The sequence below is a fragment of the endosymbiont of unidentified scaly snail isolate Monju genome (genome assembly GCF_000801295.1).
In the GTDB taxonomy this organism is placed as follows: Bacteria; Pseudomonadota; Gammaproteobacteria; order Chromatiales; family Chromatiaceae; genus MONJU.
This window is the reverse complement of sequence record NZ_AP012978.1, coordinates 2,246,108-2,259,235: the sequence shown is the minus strand read 5'-3', so window position 1 is coordinate 2,259,235 and position 13,128 is coordinate 2,246,108. Positions and strand designations below refer to the sequence as shown.

Genomic DNA, 13,128 nt, shown 5'->3' with positions numbered 1-13,128 from the left:
GCAGTCAGCCATGGTTGCCAACCTCGCAGGTCTTGCAGCGACGACCGCCCGGCGGCGAGACCAGGTCCGCGATGGCGACCACCACCATCAGCACCAGGCCGGCATAGAACATCCAGGTGCTCCAGTCTTCGGTCCAGAACAGGTAGAGGGTGGCCAGCACCATGGCGGGTCCGGCGATACCCGCCAGCAGGCGGTGCCAGACCCGGTGGGACAGGAAGCCCAGCACGTTGGCGGCCAGTGCAATGCCGGCGAACACCGGCAACAGGGTATTGAGGGCCATGCCCTCGAAGCGGGCCAGACCGCTCAGGCCGAGTGCGGCGCCCAAGGCACCCAGGGCCGGAAAGCAGGAGGCGCAGCTGAGCGCGGCCAGCACCGAGCCGAAGGCGCCGGCGTTTTCGAACAGGCGGGCAAACCACATGGTTCGTTCTCCTTGATTCATCGGTCCCTGGAGTCTAGAACCTGTAGTTACTATAGCTTCAAGGGCCTTTATCATGTCGTATTGCTTGAGCATCGGCGCCCTGGCTCGGCGCACCGGGGTCAAGGTGGAGACCATCCGCTACTACGAGAAGATCGGCTTGCTGGCCGCACCGGCGCGCAGCGCTGGCGATCACCGGCAATACCGGGAGCCGGCCTTGCGCCGCCTGGTCTTCATCCGCCGGGCGCGGGAACTGGGGTTCACCCTGGACGAAGTGCGCGAGCTGCTGGCGCTGGCCGACGGCGGCGGCAGTTGCCAGGAGGTCAAGAACGTGGCGCTGGCGCATCTGGCCGGGGTCCGCGAGCGCATCGCCGATCTGCAACGGTTGGCAGGTAGTCTCGAGACCCTGACCCGCCGCTGCGAGACGGCATCCGGCGCGGCTGGACATTGCCCCTTGATCGACGACCTGCTTGGCGGTTGAGCGGCCAGCTGTCCCGGTAGAAGCCGCTGGCGGGACCAGCTGGTGAGGTGGGCCATTCCGTGGGAGCGGCGTCCCCGCCGCGAACGAAGGATCGTCCGCGCCTCAATCGGCCTGTGAAAGGATTGCCGACACCCGCTCGCGCAGCGCGGGCACCACCTCACGCTCGAACCAGGGCCGCTCGCGCAGCCAGCGGTGGTTGCGCGGGCTGGGGTGCGGCATGGGCAGTATCCCCCCGGCCAGTGGCGTCGCCAGTCGGCCACCACCTCGCCCACCGGCGGCATGCGTCGGTCACGGTACAGGTGCCAGGCGATGGCATGGCGTCCCACCAGCAGGGTCAGCTCGACCCGTTGCAGCTCGGCCAGCACGGCCTCGCGCCAGGTCGCAGCGCATTCCGGGCGGGGCGGCAGGTCGCCGCCGCGGCCGGTTCCCGGGTAGCAGAAGCCCATGGGCACCAGGGCGATGCGGGTGACGTCGTAGAAGGTCTCGCGATCGGCGCCCATCCACTCGCGCAGGCGGTCGCCGCTGGGGTCGTTGAAAGAAATGCCGGTCTCGTGCACGCGACGGCCCGGGGCCTGGCCAACCACCAGGATGCGCGCCTCACGATGGGCGTGGATCACCGGGCGCGGCGGGTGCGGCAGGGCCTCGGCACAGTGTCGGCAGGCGCGGATCTCGGCCAGCAGGGCCTCCAATCCGGACATCTCAGCATTTGGCCAGCAGCTGGTCGATCATGCGCTGTGCCTGGCTGGCATAGCCGCCACCGAACAGGTTGGCATGGTTGAGGATGTGGTAGAGGTTGTAGAGGGTCTTGCGCGTGGCATAGCCCCGGTCCAGCGGCCAGGCGGCGTCGTAGGCGGCGTAGAAGTCGCGACCAAAGCCGCCGAACAGCTCGGTCATGGCCAGTTCCGCCTCGCGGTCGCCGTAGTAGACCGCCGGGTCGAAGATCACCGGCTGGCCGTCCGTGTCGAAAGTGATGTTGCCGCCCCACAGATCGCCGTGCAGCAGCGAGGGCTGCGGATCGTGGTCGATCAGCGCCGGGAAGCGCTCCAGCAGCTGCTCGCCGCGGCGTGCCAGGTTGGGAAAGCCGTTGTGACCGGCCAACTCCAGCTGGAAGCCCAGGCGCTGCTCGCGCCAGAAGTCGATCCAGTCTGCGTGCCTGGCATTGGGCTGGTGGGTGGCGCCGATGGTGTTGTCACGGTGCCAGCCGAAGCGCTCGGTGGTGTGTCGGTGCATGGCGGCCAGCTGTTCGCCGGCCAGCGCCTGCCCCCGGCTGCCCGCGCCGCCCGACGCGATGTACTCCATGATGATGTAGCTCTGGCCATCGTGGGTCCCGGTGCCGAGCGGGCGCGGCACCCGGATGGTGCCGGTGTCCGCCATGGCCTCGAGACCTTCGGCCTCGGCCTCGAACATGTCCAGGCGGTCGGCGCTGTTGGTCTTGACGAACCATTGCTGCTCGCCGTCGGTCAGGCGCAGCGCGGTGTTGATGCAGCCGCCGCCGAGGTGGCGTGGTGGCTCGGGGCGAAAGTCGCGGCCGCTCAGCTCGCCGATGCGTGCGGCGATGTGTTGCCAAAGGGTCATGTTCAGAGCCGTGCGCGCAGCGGGCTGGTGCGCGGGAAATGCGCAGCGAGGAACTCCATCTGGTCGGCCAGGATGTTGCGCCCCTGCAGGTAGATGTACTCGGCATGTGTCGGGGTGAAGGGGATCGCCAGCAGCTGCATGCCGGCCTCCTCGGGGGTGCGCCCGGCCTTGTGCAGGTTGCAGCGGATGCAGGCGGTGACCAGATTGTTCCAGGTGTCCTGTCCGCCGCGGCTGATCGGGGTGACGTGATCGCGCGAGAGCTCACGCCGCGAGAAGCGCTCGCCGCAGTACAGGCACAGGTGGGCGTCGCGCCGGAACAGGGTGTCGTTGCACAGCGGCGGGGCATAGCCGCGGTCGAGCCGGTAGAGCGACTGCTGGTTGCCGTGGGTGGCGACGATGGAGTGCAGTTGCAGCCGGCTGCGTTGCCGGGTGCCGGCGTTGATACCGCCGTGGATGGTCAGGATCGGCGAGCCCAGGGTGTAGGCCACCATGTCCAGGGCGTGCAGCTTGACTGCCTGACGGTAGTCGATCCATTCCAGCGGCATGCCCGAGGCATCGGTGCGCAGTATCTGTTGCGACAGGTCCGGCACGGCTTGATCCTCTTACCGAGTTAGCCCGTTTATGGCATAGAACCCGGTGTGGGATCAAGCACTTGGCGGACAGGGGCGGAACGTGGTCGGCGGTCTCCTTGCGATGAGTTCCCTTTGCGGTCCTGGCAGGATCAGCGTCCGGCGTCCCATGGGACCACGGGAAAAGGACCGTCCGCCGCGCAGCAGGCGCTCGCGGGTATGTCGCCGCTCTGCCGGGGACAGCCGTCGCCAGCGTTCGCGCAGTTGGCGGCGCCGCTCGGGCGGGAGTTGGCGGAACTGATGGGCCCGTTCGCGCACCAGGCGGCGCTTGTCGGGCGGCAGTTGCAGGTAGCGGCGCAGCCGGTGACGCAGGGCCTTGCGTCGTTCCGGGGGCAGCTTGCGCCAGCGCTTGAGGTTCTTGCGTGCGATGCGGCGCTCCGCCGGTGTCATTTTCTGCCAGTGTGACAGCCCCTTGAGCAAGCGTTCGCGACGCGCCTCGGGCAGCGTGTCCCAGCGCTCGGCGAGCTTCAGTTCGCCCAGGATGCGTTGCTGCTCGGGAGGTAGCTGATCCCAGTCCGGCGCAGCGGTGGCCAGCGCCGGGAGCCATCCCGGCAACAGAAGGAGCAGAATGGGCAAGATGCGTGTTTTCATTGGTCCGTCTGCCTCTGCAGGTATTCCCGGTAGCTGACGCTGCGCGGTGCGTCGTCCTCTGTTTCAGCCTGGCTCAGGGGGTCGATCAGGCGCCCCTTCTCGTCCTCGACGAAGTCGGCCAGGTACTCCAGCAATTCGATGCTGGGCAGGGTGTCGTCCTCGGGCGGCGGCGCGGCCTGCGCCGTTACCGTACCCAGTGTGACCAGCAGCAGCGGGAGACGACGGGTCATGCCGCCCCTCCCGGCCTTTCGTCTTCCAGTGACTGCGCGCTGAGCCACTCGTAGAACTCGAGTTCCTCGATGACTTCCAGTTCCACGCCCAGAGTGGCGACCTCGATCAGTTCGTCCGCCGGGGGCGTGTCCAGCGTGCCCTGCCGGTCCATGCCGGGCAGCAGCAGGACGGCGAGCAGGGCGGCGCCAGCGAGGCCGAGACCACCGCTCCACAGCAAGGCCCGGTGACGCGACCAGCGGGGAACCGCCTGCTCCATGGCACGGACACGGGCCTGTCGCAGGCGAGACAGGGTGGCGCCGTCGAGATCGCGCGCGCGTTCGTCGAGGGCCTCGGTCAGGGATCGTTGCAATCGGTCGTTCATGGCTGAAACTCCTGCAGCCGCTCACGCAGGCTGCTCATGGCGCGTGAGAGATGGGTCTTCACGCTGCCGTCGGAACACCCCATGGCGCGCGCTGTCTCGCGCATGTCCAGACCTTCCCACATGCGCAGCAGGAAGGCCTGTTGCTGGCGCAGGGGGAGATCGGCCACCGCCTCGCGCAGTCGTTCCGCCGCTGCCAGGCCATCGAGCTGGTCGTCCACCGGCCGCTGGCGGGTGTCCGGCGCCTGTTGCACCGGGTCGGCCTCGTCATCTTCTCCCCGTTGCAGCCAGGCCGTCCAGCGGCTGCGTACCTTGCGTCGGGGTGCCCAGTCGCGGATACGGTTCTGCAGCACGCGGTGGAACAACGGCGCCCATTCCGCCTGCGGCTTGCCGGAATAGCGCTTGACGAAGGCGAGCATGGCGTCTTGTACCAGGTCGAGCGCCTCGTCGGGGTCGCGCGTGGCCAGTTCGGCCATCACGAAGGCGCGGCGTTCGACCTCGCCGAGAAAGGCGTCCAGATCCCGGTAACGGGGGCTGGCCACGGGGGCATTGCTCACGATCGGGCTCATCCAATGGTGACTGACGGCACATGATGGCATGTCGGCTCTTGTGCTCCCAGTTGGGCTTCAGACAGTACAACGTGCCACCTCGAACCCGGTTGACAGGGGGCTTGCGGGATATGGCTGAAGGATGGAACGTTGCCGATGATCACCACGAAGCACAAGAAGGCCACGAAGAGGCGGTTTTTCTCGTTGGACGTTGTGGGCACGGGTCGGACCGCCTCCTTTGCTTTCGCCTTTGCGTCCTTTGCGGTTTATCCCTGCGACCTCGAAACGCCCTGGGTCACAATCGTAATGAGTCTCTGTGCTCCTTGTGGTGTTTTCTGGTGTTCTCCCACTCTCGACGGACAGGGGGGGCAGGAGAAATCGCCTCGTGTCAAGCCACTTATGCACAAGGCCCGATGGGGGACGGGATGGCGGCCGGTTGTGCTGGTTGACGGCTGCCGCGGGTCAGGTTGTTCGTTAAGTTGTTGATTTTTAGAGTCGACCAAGGCTGGTCAATTTCTGTCCAATCCAATGGCCCTGCGCTGGCTGCTGGCGTGCCGCCGGATACGCAGCCTTCCTCCATAGAGTTATCCACAGGTTCTGTGGATTGTTTGGCAAGTGCTTGTTTTACAGGAAGAACCCGAAGGGAGCAGGGAAATCCCGCAGGGCTTCCCATACAATGCCGCCATGGTCTCCCCCCTGTTGCGCATCGCCCTGCCCGTGCCGGTACACGGCTTGTTCGACTACTTGCCGCCGCCCGGCGTGATGGCCGAGGACTGCGAGCCTGGCATGCGGGTCGAGGTCCCGTTCGGGCCGTCGCGGCGCATCGGCGTGCTGGTCGAACGGGTCAACGACAGCCCGGTGCCGCCCGAGCGTCTGCGCCCGGCCTGTCGTCTGCTCGATTCGGCCCCCCTGCTGGATGATGTGCACCGGGATTTCCTGGCCTGGGTGGCCGCCTACTACCACCACGGGATCGGCGAGGTGTTCGCCAGCGCCTTGCCCCTGCGCCTGCGCAAGCGCGCCGAGCCCCTGCCCCTGCGAGCCCCGGGTTATGCGCTGGCAGTCGGCCCGGCCGAGGCCCTGGCTCAGGTGGCACGCGCGCCGCGCCAGCGCGAACTGATCGAGCGCCTGGCCGCCGCACCGGGGCGGCGCCAGTTGCGGGCCGAGCTGCGTGTTCAGGGTGGCGATGCGGGCGCGGTGATCCGGCGCTTGCTCGCCAAGGGGCTGATCGTCGAATGCGAGCTCGGGGAGGTGGATGCGGAGACGCCGGTCCCCGGCTCGCCGTTGCCGGTACTCCATGCCGAGCAGGCGGCGGCGGTACAGGCGGTGAGCGAGGCGCTGGGTGGGTTTGCGGCCTTTCTGTTGCAGGGTGTGACCGGTAGCGGCAAGACCGAGGTCTACCTGCGGCTCGCCGAACAGGTGCTGGCTCGCGGTGACTCGGTGCTGGTGCTGGTGCCCGAGATCGCGCTGACCCCGCAACTGGCCCGCCGCTTTGCCGAGCGCCTGGGCGGGGGCGTGGCCTTGCTGCACTCGGGGCTCAACGACAGCGAGCGTGAACTGGCCTGGCAGCGTGTGCGCCTGGGGCGTGACCGCGTGGTGCTGGGCACCCGCTCGACCGTGCTCTACCCGATCGACCGCCTCGGGCTGGTGATCGTGGACGAGGAGCACGACACCTCGTTCAAGCAACAGGAAGGCTTTCGTTACTCGGCGCGCGATCTGGCGGTGATCCGCGCCCGGCGTGCCGGCTGTCCGGTGGTGCTCGGTTCGGCCACGCCCAGCTTCGAGTCGCTGCGCAATGTCGAACTGGGTCGTTATCGGCGCCTGTGGCTGCGCCAGCGCGCCGGTGGGGCACAGCCGCCGGAGGTCCGCCTGCTCGACATCCGTGACCAGCCCCTGCGTTCCGGTCTGAGCGATCCGCTGCTGCGCGAGATCGGCCAGACCCTGGCTGCGGGAGAACAGGTGATGGTGTTTCTCAACCGTCGCGGTTATGCGCCGGTGCTGGCCTGCCACGCCTGCGGCTGGGTGTCGGACTGTCCACGCTGCGATGCGCGCCAGACCGTGCATCGCGGTCACGGGTTGCTGTGGTGCCATCATTGTGGCTCGCAGCGGCGCGTGCCCGCGCAGTGCCCGGCATGCGGCAGCCCCGAACTGCGCCCGCTCGGCCAGGGCACCGAGCGCATCGAACAGCTGCTGGCTGCCGAGTTTCCCGATGTCCCGCTGATCCGCATCGACCGCGACGCCACGGCGCGCAAGGGCAGCCTCGACCGCCTGCTGGCACAGGTACATGCTGCCGGGGCGGCGCTGCTGGTCGGTACCCAGATGCTGGCCAAGGGGCATCACTTCCCCGATGTGACCCTGGTCGGGGTGGTGGACGCCGATGGTGGTCTGTTCAGTGCCGATTTCCGCGCTCCCGAGCGCATGGCTCAGCTGCTGGTGCAGGTGGCCGGTCGCGCGGGGCGCGGCGAGAAGCCCGGACGAGTGTTGATCCAGACCCGTTATCCCGAGCATCCCCTGTTGCAGGTCCTGGTGCGCGAGGGCTACGAGGGGTTTGCCCGTGCCGCCCTGCGCGAGCGCGCCGAGGCCGGCTGGCCGCCTTTCAGCCATCAGGCCCTGCTGCGTGCCGAGGCGACACAGGCCGAGCGTCCCCAGGCCTTCCTGCAAGGACTGGCCGACGCGCTCGCCGGCGAGCTGCCCGAAGGCGTCGAACTGTGGGGGCCTGTGCCTGCCCCCATGCAGCGTCGGCAGGGACGCTACCGGGCACACTTGCTGGTGCAGGCGAGCCGCCGCGAGGCCTTGCACCCGCTGCTCGATCGCCTGCTGAGCATCGCTCGCGCCCTGCCCGAGGCGCGTCGTGTGCGCTGGAGTCTGGACGTGGACCCGGTGGATGGCCTGTAAGCCTTCCTTCGGCCCGGGAGCGGGTCCTGAAACACTCTGTCCCTCGAGGCTTTTTTGAGCCGCAAGGCCGGTTCCTGCTATCCTTCCGCGCTTCCTTCGAGCAGCGGAAACCGCCATGAAAGCCGAGATTGCCCAACTGGTCCGATCTGCCCTGCAGGCGCTGGCCGCGCAGGGCGTGCTGCCTGCCGATGCGCTGCGCGATCCCGTGATCGAGCGTACGCGTGACCCGAAGCATGGAGACTTCGCCACCAATGCCGCGCTGATCAACAGCAAGGCGGCGGGAGTCAAGCCGCGCGAACTGGCCGAGCGTATCGTGGCGGCTCTGCCCGAATCGTCGCTGATCGCCGAGGTGGCCATTGCCGGGCCGGGTTTCATCAATTTTCGCCTGGCGCGCGATGCGCACCTGGCGGTAGTGCCGCGCATCCTCGAGGCCGGCGAGGCCTATGGGCGTTCGGATCTCGGTGGCGGGCGCCGGGTGCAGGTGGAGTTCGTCTCCGCCAACCCGACAGGGCCGCTGCACGTGGGCCACGGGCGCGGCGCGGCCTATGGCTCGGTAGTGGCCGACCTGCTCGAGGCGGTGGGCTTCGCTGTGCATCGCGAGTATTACGTCAACGATGCCGGGCGGCAGATGGACATCCTCGCCACCTCGGTGTGGCTGCGTTATCTCGAGCTGTGTGGCGAGGAGCTGGTGTTTCCGTCCAACGGTTACAAGGGTGACTACGTCTGGGACATCGCGGCTACCCTGCATCGCGAGCATGGCGATGCCTACCGGCACGCCGCCGCCGAGGTGTTCGAGGGAGTACCTGCGGACGAACCCGCCGGTGGCGACAAGGAGGCGCACATCGATGCGCTGATCGCGCGTGCCCGGCAACTGCTGGGCGACAATCGCTACCGCTTCGTGTTCGAGCTGGGGCTCAACGTCATTCTCGACGACATCCGCGACGACCTGGAAAAGTTCGGTGTCACCTACGACGAGTGGTATTCCGAGCGCTCGCTGGTGGAGTCTGGTGCGGTCAACAAGTGCATCGACCGGCTGCGCGAGGCGGGTCACCTGTACGAGAAGGATGGGGCCTGGTGGTTCCGTTCCACCGACTTCGGTGACGAAAAGGACCGGGTGGTGGTGCGCGAGAACGGCCAGACGACCTATTTTGCCTCCGACATCGCCTATCACCTCGAGAAATTCGAACGCGGCTTCCAGCGCGTGATCGATGTCTGGGGTGCCGATCACCACGGCTATGTGCCGCGGGTGAAGGCAGCCCTGCAGGCACTGGAGCAGGATCCTTCACGGCTGGACGTGCTGCTGGTGCAGTTCGCCATCCTCTACGAAGGCGGCGAGCGCAAGCAGATGTCCACCCGCTCGGGCGAGTTCGTTACCCTGCGCGAGCTGCGCAAGGACGTGGGCCGCGATGCCGCGCGCTTCTTCTACATCATGCGCAAGTGCGAGCAGCACCTGGATTTCGATCTCGACCTGGCACGTTCGCAGTCGTCGGACAACCCGGTCTACTACGTGCAGTATGCGCATGCGCGCATCTGCTCGGTACTGCGCCAGGCGCAGGAGAAGGGTATCGATACCACGCCCGGGGAGGGGATGTCGCACCTTGAGCGGCTCACCGAGGCACACGAGGAGGCGCTGCTCAAGACGCTGGCGCGCTATCCCGAGGTGGTCGAGTCTGCGGCGCTCAACGAGGAGCCGCACCAGCTCACCCAGTACCTGCGTGAGCTGGCCAACGATCTGCACACCTATTACAACGCCCACCAGTTCCTGGTCGAGGATGCGGCACTGCGCGATGCGCGCCTGCGCCTGATCCGGGCCACCCGGCAGGTGTTGGCGAACGGCCTGGGGCTGATCGGGGTGAGTGCACCGGAGAAGATGTAAGTGCCGCGCGACTACAAGCCCAGGTCGAGCCGTCGCGGCAAGCCGCGCCGTGGGGTCCCCGGTTGGCTGTGGGCGCTGGCGGGGCTGCTGTTGGGTCTGTTCATCATGGGGCTGGTCTGGCTCAAGCTGGAGACACCGGAGCGGGCGCGCGAATGGATCGGCGGGAAACCGGACGATCCTCCGCGCACTGCGCCACGCAAGGAAGAGGTCACCCGTCCGCAGATCCCCGAGTACAAGCCGCGCTACCAGTTCTACGACGAGCTGCGCCGCAAGGAGGTGGTGATCCCCGAGGAGCAGCTCGATGCACGCAAGACCGCCGATCCCACGGCTCAGTACCTGGTGCAGGTGGGATCCTTCGCGCGCCCCGAGGATGCCGATCGCCTGCAGGCCGAGTTGGCACTGCTGGGTATCGAGACCCGGGTCAGCAAGGCGCGCCTGGAAGGCGGGCGAGTGCGTTATCGCGTGCAGGCCGGACCCTACCTGGGGCGCTCGGCGCTCGACCGCGCACGTCGCCGACTCAAGCGCAACGGCTATCGCGACCTGCTGGTGCGCATCATCCGCTGAAGCGGCTCAGCGGCGGACTTCGGTGCCGCTGGCCACCTTGTTGATCCAGGCACGTACCGTGCTCACCAGCAACTCGTCCATGCCCTCGAAGAAGTGATCGGCAGCAGGGCTCTCGCGCCAGACCCAGTTCTTGTTGCCACGCAGGGCCAGGCGCCGTGCGCGCACCCCGGCCAGCACGCCGGGCAGGTCACGTTCGCCATACAGTTCGAGTACCGGCAGGGTGATCTTCTCCAGGCGAGGGGTGAGTCCAGTTGCCTCCGGCATGCCGATGGCCACCCAGGCCTGGAGGGTGTCGGCCGGTTGCGAGACGAGGTATTCGGCGGCAGCCAGGTTGCCGAAGCTGTGCGCGATCAGCACCACATTCTGCATGCCCTGCTGTTTCAGCCAGTCCAGTGCGGCGGTGATACGCGGTACCGCTTCGCCAATGGTGGCCTGCCATTCGGCTTCGCCGGCGCCCTCGCTGGCCACCGGGAGCTGGATGGACAAGGTGTCCCAGCCATGTTCGGGCAGGATGGTGCGCAGGGGATGGATCACGTCCACCCAGTCGGGGTTGGCGCCGCGGCCGTGCAGGATCAGCGCCGCGCCGCGCGCCGGGCTGCGCTCGGTGCGCTGGTGGATAGCCAGGAAAGGCTGACCTGCCGCCTCGAGCGTCAGCACCTCGCCGTCGAGGATGGCGTCGCGGATCTGTTCGGCAATGCGTCGCTCGCGTGCCGCATCGCCTGCCCAGGCGGCGGGCAGCAGGCAGCAGAGCATCAACAGGCAGATGGTTCGGCGCATGGTCCCTCCCGACTGCACAGGATGGGCCTTTTGCGTTAGAGTGGCGGCCCGGATTTTCGTCCGGCCGGCGGCCGGACCCCAGATACTTCAGTTTATCACCGGCCCGGCCGGTCAGGAGCAGAACCATGGCAGATTTCCAGATCGCACCCTCCATTCTCTCGGCGGATTTCGCCAAGCTGGGACAGGAATGCGACGACGTGCTGGCGTCGGGTGCCGACATCATCCATTTCGATGTCATGGATAATCACTATGTGCCCAATCTGACCATCGGCCCGCTGGTCTGCGAGGCCCTGCGCAAGCACGGCATCACCGCTCCCATCGATGTGCACCTGATGGTCAGCCCGGTGGATCGCCTGGTCGGTGACTTCGCCGAGGCCGGTGCCACCTACATCACCTTCCATCCCGAGGCCTCGGATCACATCGACCGCACCATCCAGATGATCAAGTCGGCCGGCTGCAAGGCCGGGTTGGTGTTCAACCCCGCCACCCCGCTGAGCTACCTGGACTACGAGCTGGAGAACCTCGACATGATCCTGCTGATGTCGGTCAACCCCGGCTTCGGTGGCCAGAGCTTCATCCCCTCGGCGCTGGACAAGCTCAAGCGGGTACGCAAGATCATCGACGACGCGGGCCTGGACATCCGCCTGGAGATCGACGGCGGGGTGAAGGTGGACAACATCGCCGAGATCGCCGCGGCCGGCGCCGACACCTTCGTCTCGGGCTCCGGTATCTTCGGCAAGCGCAACGAGTCCGATCCCAACAAGTACGACACCATCATCCAGGAGATGCGCGACGAGCTGGCCAAGGTTGGCTGAGCGCCGCCCCGGCTGACGTGTCGCCCACCCTGACAGGGTCCCGGACGCTGTCAGGGTATTTTCTTCTCTTTCCGGAGGCATTGCATGAGCATTCGCAAGCCTGAAATGATCCTGATCGACGTGGATGGCACCCTGGTCGATTCGGTACCCGACCTGGCCTTCTGCGTGGACGAGATGATGAAGGCCATCGGTCGCGAGCCCTGGGGCGAGGTCCGGGTGCGTGACTGGGTGGGCAACGGGGTCGAACGCCTGGTGCGTCGGGCACTGACCGGCAGCCTGGATGGTGAGCCCTCGGACGAGGAATTCGCGCGTGCCTATCCCATTTTCCTGGGCCTGTACGCCGAGAACACTTCAAAACGCTCTTGCCTCTACCCCGGCGTGCGCGAGGGCCTGGATTACCTCGAGGCGCAGGGGTACCGCCTGGGATGCGTGACCAACAAGGCGGCGCAGTTCACCATCCCCCTGCTCAAGGATCTGGGGGTGTACGATGACTTCGGTATTGTCGTCTCCGGCGATACCCTGCCGGTGAAGAAGCCCGACCCCGGCCCTCTGCTGCATGCGGCGCAGCACTTCGGCGTGGCACCGGAGCAGTCGCTGATGATCGGCGACTCGGTCAGCGACGTGAAGGCCGCGCGCGCGGCCGGTTTCCAGATCGTATGCATGAGCTATGGCTACAACCACGGCGAGGACATTCGCAACTACGGCCCGGACCGGGTGATCGACTCCATGGCGGAACTGCGCGACTTCCTGTAACGCCTGCTTCCGTGGAACCCCATCCGTCTACTGTGGTGACATGGGGCCGGGTCGCGATAGCGGCTGCTCTGGCCATTTGCGCTGGATCAACTGGGGTGCGTGGAGCAGATCTGGATGGTCGCTGATTCATGATATGCTGATACAGCTTATGTCGCGGTCTGGTCGATCGCCCTGCAACCGGTGCCGTCGCCGATCGAGATCTGCACGAGACCCATCAACTGAATAGGGAGTAATCCAGATGAAGAAACAGGTACTGCTGCTTTCCGCCCTGCTGGCCTCCGTCCTGACCGCGCCGGTCATGGCCGCCGAGGACGCCAGTGCCCTGGCCCAGGCCAAGAACTGTCTGGGTTGTCACCAGGTGGACAACAAGGTCGTCGGTCCTGCCTACAAGGACGTTGCCGCCAAGTACGCCGGTGACGCCGGTGCGGTGGACAAGCTGGTTGCCAAGGTCAAGACGGGTGGCGCCGGTGTCTGGGGTCAGATCCCCATGCCGCCCAACAACGTGACCGACGAAGAGGCCAGGAAACTGGTCGAGTGGATCCTGAGCCTGAAGTAAGCCGGATCCCGCGCCGGGTTTGCCGGCGCCCTGCGAGACGGGCCTTTCTGCCATCGGCGGGAAGGCC

At 66.9% G+C, this 13,128-nt stretch carries 15 protein-coding genes and 1 pseudogene; 7 read left to right on the top strand and 9 right to left on the bottom strand.

Annotated features, from left to right (window positions below):
* Window positions 1–4: 4 nt before the first annotated feature.
* Window positions 5–418 carry an organomercurial transporter MerC gene (merC, locus tag EBS_RS10895; protein WP_043108691.1) on the bottom strand — a complete coding sequence of 138 codons (414 nt, stop codon included), beginning with the start codon at window positions 416–418 and terminating at the stop codon, window positions 5–7.
* A 73-nt stretch (window positions 419–491) separates the two neighbouring features.
* On the opposite strand from merC, the gene EBS_RS10890 reads away from it, so the two are divergent.
* Entirely contained in the window at window positions 492–896 is a 405-nt protein-coding gene (locus EBS_RS10890; RefSeq protein ID WP_043108689.1) for a MerR family transcriptional regulator, read from the top strand.
* Window positions 897–998: 102 nt separating this feature from the next.
* Here EBS_RS10890 and EBS_RS10885 read toward each other — a convergent pair.
* From EBS_RS10885 to EBS_RS10855, 7 genes and pseudogenes are all read right to left on the bottom strand, one after another.
* A pseudogene (locus EBS_RS10885) lies at window positions 999–1,594 on the bottom strand (uracil-DNA glycosylase family protein).
* 1 nt (window position 1,595) lies between these two features.
* Window positions 1,596–2,471, bottom strand: a complete 876-nt coding sequence (locus EBS_RS10880; protein WP_043108687.1) for a fructosamine kinase family protein — start codon at window positions 2,469–2,471, stop codon at window positions 1,596–1,598.
* Window positions 2,472–2,473: 2 nt separating this feature from the next.
* The gene (locus EBS_RS10875) at window positions 2,474–3,061 is read right to left on the bottom strand and encodes an HNH endonuclease (protein WP_043108685.1); all 588 of its coding nucleotides are present in this window, start codon (window positions 3,059–3,061) and stop codon (window positions 2,474–2,476) included.
* 54 nt (window positions 3,062–3,115) lie between these two features.
* Window positions 3,116–3,691, bottom strand: a complete 576-nt coding sequence (locus EBS_RS10870) for a DUF3106 domain-containing protein (RefSeq protein WP_081999938.1) — start codon at window positions 3,689–3,691, stop codon at window positions 3,116–3,118.
* On the bottom strand, window positions 3,688–3,921 hold the full coding sequence (locus EBS_RS10865; protein ID WP_043108684.1) for a hypothetical protein: 234 nt from the start codon (window positions 3,919–3,921) through the stop codon (window positions 3,688–3,690). Before EBS_RS10865 ends, EBS_RS10870 begins: the two co-directional genes overlap by 4 nt.
* The gene (locus EBS_RS10860) at window positions 3,918–4,283 is read right to left on the bottom strand and encodes a DUF3619 family protein (RefSeq protein WP_052199534.1); all 366 of its coding nucleotides are present in this window, start codon (window positions 4,281–4,283) and stop codon (window positions 3,918–3,920) included. The genes EBS_RS10865 and EBS_RS10860 overlap by 4 nt, the downstream gene beginning before the upstream one ends.
* Window positions 4,280–4,837: an RNA polymerase sigma factor gene (locus EBS_RS10855; RefSeq protein WP_231892806.1), complete on the bottom strand. Its 558-nt coding sequence runs from the start codon at window positions 4,835–4,837 to the stop codon at window positions 4,280–4,282. Before EBS_RS10855 ends, EBS_RS10860 begins: the two co-directional genes overlap by 4 nt.
* Window positions 4,838–5,512: 675 nt before the next feature.
* Between EBS_RS10855 and EBS_RS10850 the strand changes: the two genes are divergently transcribed.
* From EBS_RS10850 to EBS_RS10840, 3 genes are all read left to right on the top strand, one after another.
* Complete coding sequence (locus tag EBS_RS10850; protein ID WP_043108682.1) at window positions 5,513–7,720, top strand: primosomal protein N'; 2,208 nt, start codon at window positions 5,513–5,515, stop codon at window positions 7,718–7,720.
* A gap of 115 nt (window positions 7,721–7,835) precedes the next feature.
* Window positions 7,836–9,596 (top strand): arginine--tRNA ligase, encoded by a 1,761-nt coding sequence (gene argS / locus EBS_RS10845; protein ID WP_043108679.1) that lies wholly within the window; start codon window positions 7,836–7,838, stop codon window positions 9,594–9,596.
* Entirely contained in the window at window positions 9,597–10,160 is a 564-nt protein-coding gene (locus tag EBS_RS10840; protein ID WP_043108677.1) for an SPOR domain-containing protein, read from the top strand. It abuts the gene before it with no gap.
* Between the two features lie 6 nt (window positions 10,161–10,166).
* On the opposite strand, the gene EBS_RS10835 is transcribed toward EBS_RS10840, so the two are convergent.
* Window positions 10,167–10,937 (bottom strand): DUF3530 family protein, encoded by a 771-nt coding sequence (locus tag EBS_RS10835; RefSeq protein ID WP_043108675.1) that lies wholly within the window; start codon window positions 10,935–10,937, stop codon window positions 10,167–10,169.
* Window positions 10,938–11,062: 125 nt separating this feature from the next.
* Here EBS_RS10835 and rpe point away from each other — a divergent pair, with 125 nt between their 5' ends.
* The 3 genes from rpe to EBS_RS10820 all read left to right on the top strand — a co-directional run bounded on the left by rpe (window position 11,063) and on the right by EBS_RS10820 (window position 13,061).
* Window positions 11,063–11,752 carry a ribulose-phosphate 3-epimerase gene (gene rpe, locus EBS_RS10830; RefSeq protein WP_043108673.1) on the top strand — a complete coding sequence of 230 codons (690 nt, stop codon included), beginning with the start codon at window positions 11,063–11,065 and terminating at the stop codon, window positions 11,750–11,752.
* 84 nt (window positions 11,753–11,836) lie between these two features.
* Complete coding sequence (locus tag EBS_RS10825) at window positions 11,837–12,505, top strand: phosphoglycolate phosphatase (RefSeq protein ID WP_043108671.1); 669 nt, start codon at window positions 11,837–11,839, stop codon at window positions 12,503–12,505.
* Between the two features lie 238 nt (window positions 12,506–12,743).
* Window positions 12,744–13,061, top strand: coding sequence for a c-type cytochrome (locus EBS_RS10820; RefSeq protein WP_043108670.1), 318 nt, complete (start codon window positions 12,744–12,746; stop codon window positions 13,059–13,061).
* Window positions 13,062–13,128: the final 67 nt, after the last annotated feature.